At 65.0% G+C, this 13502-nt stretch carries 11 protein-coding genes and 1 pseudogene; 8 read left to right on the top strand and 4 right to left on the bottom strand.

Going from position 1 to position 13502, the window contains the following annotated elements; all coding sequences use genetic code 11:
• Together SOX55_RS10055 and SOX55_RS10050 are read left to right on the top strand one after the other, a co-directional pair.
• Nucleotides 1–184 (top strand): annotated as a pseudogene (locus SOX55_RS10055) (SPFH domain-containing protein); the annotation flags it as partial.
• Nucleotides 185–346: 162 nt separating this feature from the next.
• Nucleotides 347–577: a hypothetical protein gene (locus SOX55_RS10050; protein WP_325287317.1), complete on the top strand. Its 231-nt coding sequence runs from the start codon at nucleotides 347–349 to the stop codon at nucleotides 575–577.
• A 169-nt stretch (nucleotides 578–746) separates the two neighbouring features.
• Here the strand turns inward: SOX55_RS10050 and SOX55_RS10045 are convergent, their stop codons facing one another.
• Entirely contained in the window at nucleotides 747–3818 is a 3072-nt protein-coding gene (locus SOX55_RS10045) for an S-layer homology domain-containing protein (protein WP_325287316.1), read from the bottom strand.
• A gap of 236 nt (nucleotides 3819–4054) precedes the next feature.
• Between SOX55_RS10045 and SOX55_RS10040 the strand changes: the two genes are divergently transcribed.
• Nucleotides 4055–4738 carry an ATP-binding protein gene (locus SOX55_RS10040; protein ID WP_325287315.1) on the top strand — a complete coding sequence of 228 codons (684 nt, stop codon included), beginning with the start codon at nucleotides 4055–4057 and terminating at the stop codon, nucleotides 4736–4738.
• A gap of 59 nt (nucleotides 4739–4797) precedes the next feature.
• Nucleotides 4798–4983, top strand: coding sequence for a ferredoxin (locus tag SOX55_RS10035; protein ID WP_325287314.1), 186 nt, complete (start codon nucleotides 4798–4800; stop codon nucleotides 4981–4983).
• 84 nt (nucleotides 4984–5067) lie between these two features.
• On the opposite strand, the gene SOX55_RS10030 is transcribed toward SOX55_RS10035, so the two are convergent.
• Nucleotides 5068–6735: a sigma-54 interaction domain-containing protein gene (locus tag SOX55_RS10030; RefSeq protein WP_325287313.1), complete on the bottom strand. Its 1668-nt coding sequence runs from the start codon at nucleotides 6733–6735 to the stop codon at nucleotides 5068–5070.
• Between the two features lie 224 nt (nucleotides 6736–6959).
• On the opposite strand from SOX55_RS10030, the gene SOX55_RS10025 reads away from it, so the two are divergent.
• The 4 genes from SOX55_RS10025 to SOX55_RS10010 all read left to right on the top strand — a co-directional run bounded on the left by SOX55_RS10025 (nucleotide 6960) and on the right by SOX55_RS10010 (nucleotide 11529).
• A complete protein-coding gene (locus tag SOX55_RS10025) occupies nucleotides 6960–8504 on the top strand; it encodes an HAL/PAL/TAL family ammonia-lyase (RefSeq protein ID WP_325287312.1) in 1545 nt (514 codons plus the stop codon).
• 64 nt (nucleotides 8505–8568) lie between these two features.
• Nucleotides 8569–9774: a DUF401 family protein gene (locus tag SOX55_RS10020; RefSeq protein WP_325287311.1), complete on the top strand. Its 1206-nt coding sequence runs from the start codon at nucleotides 8569–8571 to the stop codon at nucleotides 9772–9774.
• Between the two features lie 13 nt (nucleotides 9775–9787).
• Entirely contained in the window at nucleotides 9788–10990 is a 1203-nt protein-coding gene (locus tag SOX55_RS10015; protein ID WP_325287310.1) for a DUF401 family protein, read from the top strand.
• Nucleotides 10991–11004: 14 nt separating this feature from the next.
• Nucleotides 11005–11529 carry an FmdE family protein gene (locus tag SOX55_RS10010; RefSeq protein ID WP_325287309.1) on the top strand — a complete coding sequence of 175 codons (525 nt, stop codon included), beginning with the start codon at nucleotides 11005–11007 and terminating at the stop codon, nucleotides 11527–11529.
• 40 nt (nucleotides 11530–11569) lie between these two features.
• Here the strand turns inward: SOX55_RS10010 and SOX55_RS10005 are convergent, their stop codons facing one another.
• Complete coding sequence (locus tag SOX55_RS10005; protein ID WP_325287308.1) at nucleotides 11570–12946, bottom strand: undecaprenyl-phosphate glucose phosphotransferase; 1377 nt, start codon at nucleotides 12944–12946, stop codon at nucleotides 11570–11572.
• 362 nt (nucleotides 12947–13308) lie between these two features.
• Nucleotides 13309–13467 (bottom strand): hypothetical protein, encoded by a 159-nt coding sequence (locus SOX55_RS10000; RefSeq protein ID WP_325287307.1) that lies wholly within the window; start codon nucleotides 13465–13467, stop codon nucleotides 13309–13311.
• Nucleotides 13468–13502: the final 35 nt, after the last annotated feature.

Below are 13502 nucleotides of genomic sequence, written 5' to 3'. Positions count from 1 at the left end.
CGACTCGCTGAAGCTGCTGAACGAGTCCGCCCCCAACGACCAGGTGGTGAAGCTGAAGGCCCTGGAGGCCATGCAGAAGATCGCCGACGGCAAGGCCACCAAGATCATCATCCCCAGCGAGCTGCAGGGGCTGGCCGGCATGGCCGCCAGCGCCAAGGCGCTGTTGGAGAGCGACGGGAAGTAACAGCAGGCAAAAAAGAGTCCCCGCCGAAAGGGCGGGATTCGCGGGACAGTCACCAGCAGCCGCGGCAGTACAAACTGCCGCGGCTGTTATTGCGGTTTATTCCGCCGCATGATACTATGAAGCCGGACAGCCCTGCAAATCGGAAGTTGCGGAGGAGCAGGTATGACATCTGGAATCAGTTTTTCAGAAATTTTGGTTAATGAAGTTACGATGGTTATTGGGACATTGATTTTTTTCTTTTGTGGAGCATTGTTGATATTTAAGCGCAAATCGCTGAATCGTTTACAAAAGGGGCTTACTGTTACTGCATTGATTGTAACAGGCATTTATTTGGCATTTATTGTTTGGCTTGCAATCATGTGGGGACAACAGATGCCTCAGCCCATGCCGTAACCTCTGGTTTATCGGACAGCCGCTGCGTTCCTGACAAGGAAGGGTATCCCTTGCACCGCTTCGCGGCGATCCTCTTAACACGAAAGGCGTGACCTTCATGGTCACGCCTTTCGTGTTTCACTGTCTTACGGACTCCCCGCCGTTTCGGCGGGGATCTCTTTTTGCGCGTTTACCGCAGGTTGAACAGGATCTTGGCCATCTGGCCCCGGGTGATGTTGGCGGAGGGCTTAAAGGTGCCGTCGGTGTAGCCGCCGATGATCCCCTGGGCCGCCATGGTGCGGATGTAGGGGGCGGCGTAGGCGGGGATGGCCGCCCCGTCGGCGAAGGTCAGCTCCGCCTCGTCATAGCCCTTCTCCTGGGTGCGGCCGATCATGGCCGCAGCCTGGGCCCGGGTGAGGCTGCCGCCGGGGTTGAAGTACAGCTTTCCGTTTTTCTCCGTGCCGCCGATGACCCCCAGGGAGTACAGGGCCTTCACGGCGGTGCGGGCGTAGTCGGCGATCTGGGCGTTATCCGCAAAGGGCAGGCTCAAATCCTCGTAGTCGCTCTCGTTCAGTCCCAGATACCGGAACAGCATCACGGCGAACTGCTGGCGGGTGATGTTCTGGTTGGGGCGGAAGGTGCCGTCGGCGTAGCCGGTGGTGATGCCGGCGGCGTACAGGTAATCCACATAGTGGGCCGCCCAGTAATCCTGGGTGTCGGTGAAGCCGGGGACGTAGTCCTCCCCCACCGGGATGTCGCAGGAGGCGCGGCCCATGTTGCCGCTGGCGTCCCGGGCCGTCACCGTCACCCGGTGGGCGGCGCCGTCGGCCTCCGGCAGCACGGCGGTGAGCTTGCCGGTCTTTTCGTCGTAGGTAAAGCTGAGGGCCTTGCCGTCACAGGTGACGGAGACGTTTGCTTTGGGGATAGCGCCGTCTCCGTCATCGCTGATCCGGGCGGAGAGGGTTCCCTCCGTCATCTCGGCGGTGATCACCGGCACCCGCTGGTCCACCAGGCCGCTGTAGGACGCGGTGAGCTGGTCCAGATACAGCGTTCCGGAGCCGTTGGGATAGGTGACCATCTCCTGGCCCAGCTCATCCTCCACGTACTCGGGGGTGCCCGTCACCCGGATGCCCACGATGGCGGAGGTGCCGGCGGGCAGCGGCGTCACGGTCTGGACCCACTCATCGAAGGTGAGGCCGCAGATCTCCGTGGCACTGACAGTGCTGCCGTCGCTGGTCAGCAGGTACAGGCCGTTGCCGGAGCCGTCGCCCCGCAGCCACAGGTTCAGCTGGGAGTAGGCGGCGCTGACGGGATAGGGCCGGTCAAAGAACACCTCGGCGGTGCCGTCGGCCCCCAGGGTGTAGCTCAGCTTGCCGGACTGACGGCCCAGCTTCACATCGTTGGCGCCGGAGACGGTGTCAAGGGTCACGCCGAAGGTGCCGTCGCCGGAGGTGGGAGCGCCCTCCTCAAAGTCCTCCAGGGTCTGCAGCGGGATGCGGGACACGGTGACGGGGATGGTGACGGACCGGTCCCCGGCGGACACGGTGAGGATGCCCTCGCCGGGAGCGGCGGCAGTGACGGTGCCGTCCGCCGCCACGTCGGCGCCGGTGCCGTCATAGTACCAGGTAAAGGCGTTGTCGTCCGCCTGCAGAGGCAGGTGGTTGTAGATGGCGGAGGCCGTCAGCTTCAGGGTGGTGCCGGGGCTGATGGTCAGGCTGGAGATGGCGGTGGAGCCGTTTTTCACGGTGATGGCGTCCGGCGTCACCACGGCGGTGACCACCGCGGAGCCCTCCTTGCCGCTTTTCGAGGCGGTGACGGTGACGTCGCCCCCCTCGGCGGGGGTGGTGAGCCGGTAGGCGGCGCCGTACTCCCGCTTATCCGGCAGCTTTTCCAGCTCGCCGGCGGAGGCGGAGGCGCTGAAGCTGCTGTCCATGGGGATGTAGCGGGTGTCCACGGCGTTGATATTGACGGTGACGCTGCTGCCCGCCAGCACGCAGCGGCTCTCCGGGTCCACGTAGAAGTGGCTCAGCCTGCCGGAGGGCCGGGCGGTGGAGACCAGGAAGATGTGGTTGGACACGGACCGCTGAGCGCCGCCGGAGGGGCTGTTCACCGTTCCGGCCGTCACGCTGTCCGGCTCCGTGACGGCCAGGGTAGTGGAGCCGCCGCCGTCCAGGCACAGGGCGTTGACGCAGCCCAGCTCCGCCAGCCGCTCCGCCACCTGGGTCAGCGACGCGCCGATGGAGTGGCCGGACTGGCGGCCGTCAATGGTGTAGAAAACCAGGGTGCCGTCGGCCTTCTGGCCCACGGCGGTACGGGGGCCGGCGTCATTGGACAGCCCGGAGGCCACCACGCCGTCGCTCAGCAGGGAGTACAGGGCGCCCACGGCGTACTCCACGTCCTCCCAGCCCTCGTTTCCGGTGATGGTGAGGGTGATGGTGTTCCCCTCCGTCTCCTCCGCCAGAGCATCCACGTAGTAGGAGTCGCTTTTGGCGTTGACGGACAGCACCACCTGGCCCGGTTCAATGGCGGTGGCGGCGGAGGCCTGCGCCACCTGCTCCACCCGCAGGGTCACCGTCTCGCCGATGGAGAGCCTTCCCTCCTCCACGGAGCAGATCACGTCCACTCCCGGCTCGGTGTTGCCGGTGGTATGGCGGGCGTTGAAGTCGTATGTATAGAGGTAGATGCCGCCGGAGGACACCCGGGCCTTGTTGACCCCGGCGATCTTCCGCGCCACCTGGGTCTCGTAGCCGTACTCGTCGGTGCGGGCGTAGCCCAGATCGGCGCTGACGGACACGGCGGGTTTGCCCAGAATGGCGGTGCCGTCGGCCCGGAAGCCGATGGCGTAGTAGCCGCCGTCAGAGCTTTTCAGCTCCCCCTCCGACACCACCAGGCCGATGGGCAGGCCGGTGGACACGTTGTAGAAGTCGCCGTTGACGCCCGCAGCCACCCGGTAGCCCTGCTCCTCCAGCGCTTTGGCGGCGGCGCCCACGGTGAGGCAGCTGGTGAGGGTGTCGCCGTAGGTGACCACAGGAGTCACCTCGCCGTTGGGGGTGTAGGTGATCAGGTTCTCCTGCCGCAGGTCGGATCTGGAGGTGCTCCAGAACACATTGCTGGACAGCAGCGTGCCCTCGTTCACCTCCACGTCCTTTTGCAGCAGGTCCTCCCCCAGGGCGTAGGACGCGGCGGCCGGCGCCGCCAGCAGCGGCACCGTCAGGGCCAGGGTCAGCAATGCGGATGTGGCTCGGCGCAGAAATCGGTTCATAGGTTCCTCCATTCACTCGCAAGGGTGGTTTGCATAACTCCACCAAGGATAGCACACTTCCCCATCCGAGTAAATGACAATCTGTAAACAATTCGTATCAAACCGTGTGGTAATTTCTGTGGCCCGAGGCAGAACTTTCCCGGCGGGAATTTCCGGCTTTGGTGCATATGCAACAGCGCATTGCGGCACTCCGGCGGATAATGGAGCCAACCCTACAGCAAACAGGAGGTTTTTTCATGATTCGGAGAATCATTCAGATTGATACAGAGAAGTGTAACGGCTGCGGCCGGTGCGCGGCAGCCTGCCACGAGGGCGCCATCGGCATGGTGGACGGCAAGGCCCGGCTGCTGCGGGACGACTACTGCGACGGGCTGGGCGACTGCCTGCCCGCCTGCCCCACCGGGGCCATCACCTTTGTGGAGCGGGAGGCGGCGGCCTATGACGAGGCGGCGGTGAAGCAGCGGCAGGCGGCCCGCGGCGGCGGCTGTCCCGGCAGCCGGGTGCAGACCCTGGGGCAGGCGGCCCCCGTCCCGGCGGCTCCGGAAAGCGGAAGCTGCCTCAGCCAGTGGCCGGTGCAGCTGAAGCTGACGCCGGTGACCGCTCCCTGCTTTCAGGACGCGGAGCTGCTGGTGGCAGCGGACTGCTCCGCCTTTGCCTGCGGCAGCTTCCACCGGCAGTTCATGGCCGGGCGCACCACCCTCATCGGCTGTCCCAAGCTGGACGGGGTGGACTACGCCGAAAAGCTCACCGCCATCCTGCGCTCCAACCCCATCCGTGGCGTCACGGTGGTGCGGATGCAGGTGCCCTGCTGCGGCGGGCTGGAAAATGCCGTGAAGCGGGCGGTGCGGGGCTGCGGCAAGGACCTTCCCTGCCGCACCGTGGTGCTGAGTCTGGACGGCAGGGTGCTGTCTCAGGAGTGAATCTGCCGGAAAGCGGGTACAATAATCCCAGCTTTCAGGAAAGGAGGGAACGCTCCACCATGGCATATCGCGTGGACCCGCAGGTGTGCATCGGCTGCGGACTGTGCACCGGCATCGCCGGGGACGTGTTCTCCATGACGGAGGACGGCGTGGCGAAAGCCGTGAACCAGCCCGGGCCGGGCCAGGGGGCCAAGGCCCAGGAGGCACTGGAATCCTGTCCCGTGTCGGCCATTTACCGGGACTGAAAAAGCCCCCGAAGGCGCAAGCTCAGGGAGGCTTCCATCAAGAGGGAAGAAGCACGCCGTTTCCGGCGTGCTTCTTCCCTATGATCAGATGACGATATTGTACTTATGGATGCGGTACTGCAGGCTCTGGCGCTTGATGTCCAGCAGCGCCGCCGCCTTGGAGATGTTGCCCTGGCAGCTGCGCAGGGCCGTTTTCACCACCAGGCACTCATAGTCATCCATCAGGTCCTGCAGGCGGCCCAGGGCAGGCTCGCCGCCGGGGCGTTCCGGCGCGGGGAGCCGTTCCGGCGCCGTCTGGTCCCGGCCGGTCACCGTCTCCGGCAGGTGCTCCGGCAGCAGCGTCTCCCCGCTGCACACGTTCAGGGCGTAGTCCATGGCGTGGTTCAGCTCCCGGATATTGCCGGGCCAGCTGTACCGCCGCAGCAGCTCCAGCGTCTCCGGCGCCAGCTTCTGGCCCCCCAGGGCGTACCGGGCGGCGTTCTCCTGCAGGTGGTGATAGGCCAGCTCCTCAATGTCCTCCACCCGCTCCCGCAGCGGCGGGATGCGGATCAGGATGGTGGCGATGCGGTAGAACAGGTCCTGGCGCAGCCGGCTGCCCTCCATCATCTGATAGGGGTCCTCGTTGCAGGCGGAGATGATGCGGGCGTTGGTGTGAAGGTCCTTCGTCCCGCCCACCCGGCGGAAGGTTCCCTCCTGCAGCACCCGCAGGATCTTGGACTGCATGGCAAGGCTCATGGAGTTCAGCTCATCCAGAAACAGCGTGCCGTCCCGGGCCTCTTCAAAAAGGCCCGGCTTCTCCACGCTGCCGGTGAAGGCGCCCTTGGTGGTGCCGAAGAGCATGCCCTCGATGAGGGTGTCCGGTACGGCGGCGCAGTTGATGGACACGAACTTCCCGTTTTTCCGGGGGCTGGCGGCGTGGATGCTCTGGGCGAACAGCTCCTTGCCGGTGCCGGTCTCTCCCACCAGCAGCACGTTGCCGTCCCGGAGGGATACCCGCTCCGCCACCTCCACCACCCGCCGCAGCGAGTCGCTGTGGCCCACAATGTCGGCAAAGGTATAGCTGCCGCCGCGGCGGCTCTGTCCCCCGCCCTGCTCCATCAGGGCGGCTTTCATTCTCTCCAGCTGCTGCAGCTTGTCCTGCACAATGGCCACGTCCTGCTCGAACACCACCGCCCCCACCAGGACGCTGCCGGCCATCAGCGGATAGCCGGTGTTGATGGTGGCGATGCGCTTTCCGGTGACGCTGGTATAGTCATCGAACAGGTAATACACCGGCTTCCGGCTCCGCAGCGTTGTCAGCAGCGTGCTGTTGCCGCCGCTGAGGGCCGGGTACAGGTCCAGCAGGTGCTTCCCCTCGATGGGCACGTCCTCCAGCCCGGACATGGCGCGGCTGGTCTTGTTGAAATAGACGGCGCAGGCGTGGGAATCGTAAACCTGAATGCCCTCCTGCACCGTATCCAGCGCCGCTTTCAGCAGCTCTCTTTGACAGTTCCAGCTTTTGATGAGATAATAGTACATTCCCTGCCGGGAGAACCGGTCAAAGCCAAACAGCTCATCGTTCACCCGGAAAGCGCCGTTTTCCTCGTCCGGCCGGATATCCAGCGCAGTAAACAAATTGCCGCCGGGCGCCAAAAGGCGCAGTGCCGTCCCCGGGAAACGGTTGATCTGCTGATCCTTCCACTCCATGGAGTAAATGCTGCCATCCGGGTCCACGGTCAAAAGCAGGTCGAAAAGCCGCATATTCAGCTGCATCCTGTTCCCTTCCTTTCGTTCTCTCTGCCGTTCACTATACCAGACGGCGCCGGAAAGCGCAATCAATTTTTGCAGTGCAAAGAGTCATTGCAGCCCGATGCCGGGAAAAGTCCCGCTTTTCCCCCAGTTTTGCCGTCTTTCCGGCTGGAAAGAAATTTGCTAGGGATTATGGTGTTCAGTTTTTCCAACGCGGCAGAAAAGCTGCGGCAAGGAGGTATTCTCACATGGAGAATTTCGTTTCCGGCAAGGTCCGTCTTGGCGGGTCCCTGAGTCTGACAGAGTTTTTGGCGGTGGCCCGTCACCACGCCAAGGTGGAGTTTTCCCCGGAGTACGTGGAGCGGGTGAGCCGCTACCGTCAGCTGGTGGAAAAATGGGTGGCCGAGGAGCGGGTGATGTACGGCACCACCACCGGCTTCGGCTCCCTGGTGTCCCGGATGATTCCGCCCCGGGACGCGGAGAAGCTGCAGCGGAACATCATCCTCACCCACTCCACCGCCGTGGGCGAGCCGCTGGAGGAGGAGAGCGTCCGGGCCATGATGCTGATGGTGCTCTCCGCCCTGGGCAAGGGCGTCAGCGGCGTGCGGGCGGAGCTGCTGGAGCTGTACCGGGACATGCTGAACCGGGGCGTGACCCCGGTGGTGCCGGGGCACGGCTCCGTGGGGTACCTCTCCACGGAGGCCCACGTGGCCATGGTGGCCATCGGCGGCGGCCGGGCCGTGTTCAACGGCCGGGAGTACGAGGGCGGCGAGGCGCTGCGTCAGGCGGGGCTGACCCCCGTGACCCTCAGCTACAAGGAGGGCCTGGCCCTCATCAACGGCACCCTCTCCCCCACCGCCCTGGCGGCGCTGGCCATTTACGATCTTCTCAACTGCGTCAAGGCGGCGGACGCCATCGCCGCCGTGTCCCTGGAGGCCCTGCGGGGCCTGACCCGGGCCTATGATCCCCGGATCATGGCGGTGCGTCCGGAGCCGGAGCAGGCGGCCACCGCCAGAAACCTGCTGAATCTGCTGCAGGGCTCCCAGGTGGTGGAAAAGTACAAAAACAGCCACGTGCAGGACGCCCTGTCCCTGCGGTGCATCCCCCAGGCCCACGGTGCGGTGAAAAAGACCCTGTGGGACGCCCTGCGGGTGGTTGAGACGGAGCTGAACGCCTGCTGCGACAACCCCATTTTCTTCCCCAGCAGCGACGATGGGGACACCCTGTCCAACGGCAACCCCGACGCCGGCTACCAGGGGCTGGAGATGGACTCCTGCTGCATCGCGGCGGCGTACCTGGCCAAGATGTCGGAGCGGCGGAACACCCGCTTCATTGACAACAACCTGTCCGGCTACCCCAGCTACCTGGTGAAGCGGCCGGGGCTGAACTCCGGGCTGATGATTCCCCAGTACTCCCAGGCGGGACTGCTGAACGAGCTGCGGATGCTGGCCACCCCCGCCGTCATCGACAACGTCACCACCAGCGGCAACCAGGAGGACTACGTGTCCATGGGCTACAACGCCTGCCGCAAGGCTCAGGAGGCCGCCCGGCTGCTGGAATACGTGCTGACCATTGAGCTGATGAGCGGCTATCAGGCCCAGCAGTTCCTGGACGCCGGCCTCCGCCGGGGCAGGGGCACCGCCGCCGTGCTGGCGCTGGTGGGGCAGCACGTGCCCGTCATGGAGGAGGACATGTACCTCCATCCCCATCTGGAGACCATCCGGAACCTGATCCACAGCGGCGAAGTGGTTGCCGCCGCGGAGAAGGCCGCCGGCCCCCTGAATCTGCGCTGAACACCGCCGGCAGCGCCGATCCCCTTCCCCGTCCGGCGGCACAGGAGCAAGGAGGACAACCCCTATGGAACTCATGAAAGTCGCCGCGGCCTTCGCGGTGATTCTGACGGTACTGAATCTGAAATTCCCGCTGTACGCCGGCATGCTGGCCGGCACGGCGGTGCTGGCGGTGCTCTTCGGCCTGCCCCTGCCGGAGGTGGGCGCCATCGCGTGGCGCTCCGTCGCCAGCTGGTCCACCCTGCAGGTGGTCATCGCCTTTTACGTCATCGCCATTCTGCAGTTCTGTCTGAAGGAGCGGCAGCACCTGACCCACGCCCAGGAGGCCATGAACGGGCTGTTCCGGGACCAGCGGCTCAACGCCGCCCTGGCCAGCGTGTTCATCGGCATGCTGCCCGCCGCCCCCGCCGTCACCATCTGCGGCAGGATCATTGATGACATGGCGGGGGACCACCTGACGCCGGCGGAAAAGGCCGCCTGCGCCAGCTTCTACCGCCACATTCCCGAGGGCGTCCTGCCCACCTACACCCAGATCATCATCGCCACCACCCTCAGCGGCGTGGCCGTGTCCGCCTTTGTGACCGCCATTCTGCCCATGGCGGTGGTGCTGGTGGCCATCGGCTTCGCGGTGTACCTGCGGAGAATCCCCCTGGCGCCGGACACCGGGGACCACGGCAGCCGGCGGGAAAACCTGAAGGTGCTGGCCCGCAGCCTGTGGACCATCTTCACCGCCATCGTCGTCATCATCGCCTTCGACCTGCCGGCCTGGCTGGCGGTCAGCGTCATTGCAGTGGTGAATTTCTTCGTGGACAGGTTCTCCCCGGCGGACATCCGCACCGCCCTCACCAGGTCCCTGCCTCTGAAAACAACCATGGGCACCTTTGCCGTGTTCATCTTCAAGGACGTGCTGATGGCCACCGGCGTGGTGGAGGTGCTGCCGGACTACTTCGCCCTGCTGCCCCTGCCCGCCTTCCTGACCATGGCGCTGCTGTTCTTCTTCGGCACCATGGTGGCCAGCGCCAACGCCGTCACCAGCGCCTTCATCCCCCTGGCCTTCAGCATGCTCCACGGCGGCGTGGCGCTGCTGGTGCTGCTGATGGGCTTCTCCTACGCCGCCAGCCAGATGTCCCCGGTTCACATCTGCATCTCCATCGCCGCCGAGGACTTCCACGTCAGCCTGGGGGCGTTTATCCGGAAGATGCTGCCCATGGTGGTGATTTACGCGGTGATTCTGATGGGCTACTATCTGCTGCTGAGCGCCCTGGGCCTGTAAAGGAGTACATCCCGTGGAACTGATCAAAGTCGCCGTTGTCTTTTTCGTGATTCTGGCGGTGCTGAACCGCCGTCTCCCCCTGTACGCCGGCATGCTGGCCGGCACCGCCGTGACGCTGGCGCTGTTCGCCATTCCCCCGGCAGCCTTCGCCGCAGCCGCGGCGAAGGCCCTCACCGGCTGGGACACCTGGGACGTGGTGCTGGCCATGTACGTCATCTCCGTGCTGCAGGTGTCTCTGGACCACCGCCGCCATCTGGAAAACGCCCAGCGGGCCATGGCGGGGCTGTTCCACGATCAGCGGCTCAACGCCGCCCTAGCCAGCGTGTTCATCGGCACCATGCCCGCCGCTCCCGCCGTCACCATCTGCGGCAGGATCATTGACAACATGGCGGGGGACCATCTGACACCGGCGGAAAAGGCCGCCTGCGCCAGCTTCTTCCGCCACATCCCCGAAGGCTTCCTGCCCACCTTCTCCATCATCCTCATCGTCACCAGCCTCAGCGGCGTTCCCATGGCCTCCTTCGTGGCGGTTATGCTGCCCATGGCGGCGGTGCTGGTGGCCATCGGATTCGCCGTTTACCTGCGGCGGATTCCCCGGTCAGTGCCGGAGCGCGCCGCCGGAAAGGCGGAGAGCCTGCGGCTGCTGCTGCGCAGCCTGTGGACCATCGCGGCCATCATCGCCGTCATTCTGATCTTCGGCCTGCCGGCCTCCCTGGCCACGGCCCTTGTGACGGCGGTGAACTTCCGCACGGACCGCTTCTCTCCGTCGGAGGTCCGCCGGACCCTGGTCCGGGGCTTCGACTGGAAAATCACCGTGGGCATGATTTCCATTTTCGTATTCAAGGAGGTGCTGGTGGCCACCGGCGTCATCGACCGGCTGCCGGACTACTTCGCCCGGCTGCCCATTCCCACCTTCCTGACGCTGGCGCTGCTGTTCTTCTTCGGCACGCTGGTGGGCAGCTCCACCGCCGCCGGCACCGCCTTCACGCCCCTGGCCTTTGCCGCCCTGCCCGGCGGCGCCTCTCTGCTGGTGCTGCTGGTGGGCTTCTCCTGGGGCGCCTCCCAGCTCTCCCCCACCCACCTGTGCATGGCTGTGGCCTGCCAGGATTTCGGCGTCCCCATGACGGCGTTTATCCGGAAAACCATCCTCCCGGTTCTGATTTTTCTGGTGGTGATCACCGGCTACTACCTGCTGCTCACCGCTCTGGGACTTTGAAAGGAGAAATCCCCATGGACGAAAAACAGGCGCTCTGGGAACGCTGCGCGGCGTTCCACGGCCACCGCTGCGGCGGGCTGGCCATCGGCTTTCAGGCCGCCCGGCTGGCCATGGAGCTGCTGGAGGCGGACCGGGCCGGAGACGAGGAGCTGGTGTGCGTGGCGGAGTGCGACGCCTGCGGCGTGGACGCCATCCAGGCGGTGCTGGGCTGCACCGTGGGAAAGGGGAATCTGCTGTTCCGTCTCCGGGGCAAGCAGGCCTTCTCCTTCTACCACCGCAAAAGCGGGAAGTCCGTCCGGCTGGTGCTGCGGCCCCGGCCGCCCATGGCCAGGGGCAAGAGCATGGACTGGCTGCTGAGCCGGGAGCCGGCGGAGCTGTTCGACCGCAAGGCGGCGCCGCCTCTGCCGGAGCCGGCCCGCGTTTTCCGCTCCGTGGTGTGCGGGAAGTGCGGCGAGACGGCGGCGGAGAATTACATCCGCCTGGAGAACGGCGTGCCGCTGTGCCTGGACTGTTACCACGCGTACAGCCGCTTTACCTGAAAGCAGAACGGTCCGCAGGCATAGCCTGCGGACCGTTTTTTCACTTCAGCCGCTCCGGGTTCACCACCTTGAACACCGTCCGCAGCAGAATCTTCACGTCAAACAGCAGCGACCAGTTTTCAATGTAGTACAGGTCGTGCTCGATGCGGCCCCGGATGGAGGTGTCTCCCCGGAAGCCGTTGACCTGGGCCCAGCCGGTGATGCCGGGGCGCACCTGGTGCTTCACCATGTAGCGGGGGATCTCCTCCTTGAACTGGTCCACGTAGTAGGGGACCTCCGGCCGGGGGCCCACCAGGCTCATGTCCCCTTTCAGCACGTTGAAAAACTGGGGCAGCTCGTCAATGGAGCACTTGCGGATCAGGGCGCCGAACCGGGTCTTGCGGCTGTCGCTGTCGGTGCTCCAGCCGGTGGTCTCCCTGGCGTTCACCCGCATGGAGCGGAATTTGTACATATAGAAGGTCTTTTTGTCCTTGCCCACCCGCTCCTGCTTGAAGATCACCGGGCCGGGGGAGGACAGCTTCACCCCCACGGCGGCAAACAGCATCAGCGGCGAGGTGAGCACAATCAGCACCAGCGCCCCCGCCACGTCCATAGCCCGCTTCAGGAAGGCGTTGCCCAGGTTGTCCAGGGGAATCCGCCGCAGGTTGATCATGGGCAGACCGTCGATATTGTCCACCTGGGGGTTGGAGGGGATATACTCCACGTAAAAGGGGATGACGGAGGCCTTGGTGCCTGTCTTTTCGCAGGCGGAGATGATGTCCGGCATCCGGTCCTCGTCCGCCGCCGGGATGGCCACCACCACCTCGTCGGGCCGGCGGCGGTCCAGCACCGCCTCCAGCCGGTCATACGTCCCCAGGAAGGGGACATCCTCCCAGCCGCCCTCCCGGGCCACATAGCCGTCCACCTGATAGCCCAGCTGGCTGTCGCCCCGGACCTTCCGCAGATACCGCCGGGCCTGGCGGCCGTCCCCCACCAGCAGGACGTGCTTCTGGTTGTAGCCCCGGGCGCGGTATCGCCGCAGAATCAGCCGCAGCGCCGCCCGGCGGCACAGCAGCGCAAAATCGCTGATGAGGAAGAAGAACACCAGCGTCCAGCGGGACATATGCTCCAGCCGGAACACAAACAGTCCCGCCATCAGCACCAGCGTGGCCATGGAGTTGACGCTGAGCACTTTTGCCGCCTCCCGGTGGAACCGGACGGCCCGGTGGGAGGCGTACAGCCCCGCCCAGGCAAAGCCCAGCAGGTCCAGCCCCACGGCGGCCGCCGCCAGCCACAGGTACCACGTGAAGGGGATGCCCCGGATGCCGGTCATCACATGGAAGCGCAGCCAGTAGGCCACCAGCATGGAGCAAAAAATCACAACGCCGTCGCACAGGACGTTGATCTGGTTCAGCAGCCGTTGATTTTCCCGGATCACGCCGTCTTCCCTCCCTGTTCCGCAGATTCCGCCTGAATGCGGGGTGTGTCCCCATTGTAGCGGAAAGGGCGCTGTGTGTCAAATCGCAGAAAAAGGAAGCGGGGCTGCGCCCCGCTTCCTCCAGCTTGTCAAAAAAGCCTCGCAGAGTTCGCACCCGCAGGTGCGAAAAACATGAAATCCGTTTTTCCCGGCGGCGTGTACGTCGGGAAAAACACTTCTCAGTCTGCACGTGTGCGAGTTGTCCGCTAAAAGCGGACAGCGAGTGCGCGCGGCAGGCTGCTGTCTTCTCGAAAAAGTGGCAAAGCCACTTTTTCGACAGTCTCAAGGAAGCGGGGCTGCGCCCCGCTTCCTCCGCTTCCGGCTCAGTACGATTTCACCGGGTCCGGCTCTCCGCCGCTGATGTACAGTTCCTCCGCCGTCTGCTGGGCGGCCACAATCCGCTCCCGCAGCTCCCGCAGCCCCCGTTCCACGTCTGTCAGGGCGTTGAACAGCAGCAGGTACTCTTTCGACAAATTCTCCATAAGTTTCTCCTTTCTCTTCCCCCATTGCGGGGGAA

Source organism: Dysosmobacter sp., assembly GCF_034093755.1.
Taxonomy (GTDB): Bacteria; Bacillota; Clostridia; order Oscillospirales; family Oscillospiraceae; genus Oscillibacter.
The sequence above is the reverse complement of the archived record's forward strand: the minus strand, read 5'-3'. Positions and strand labels throughout refer to the sequence as shown.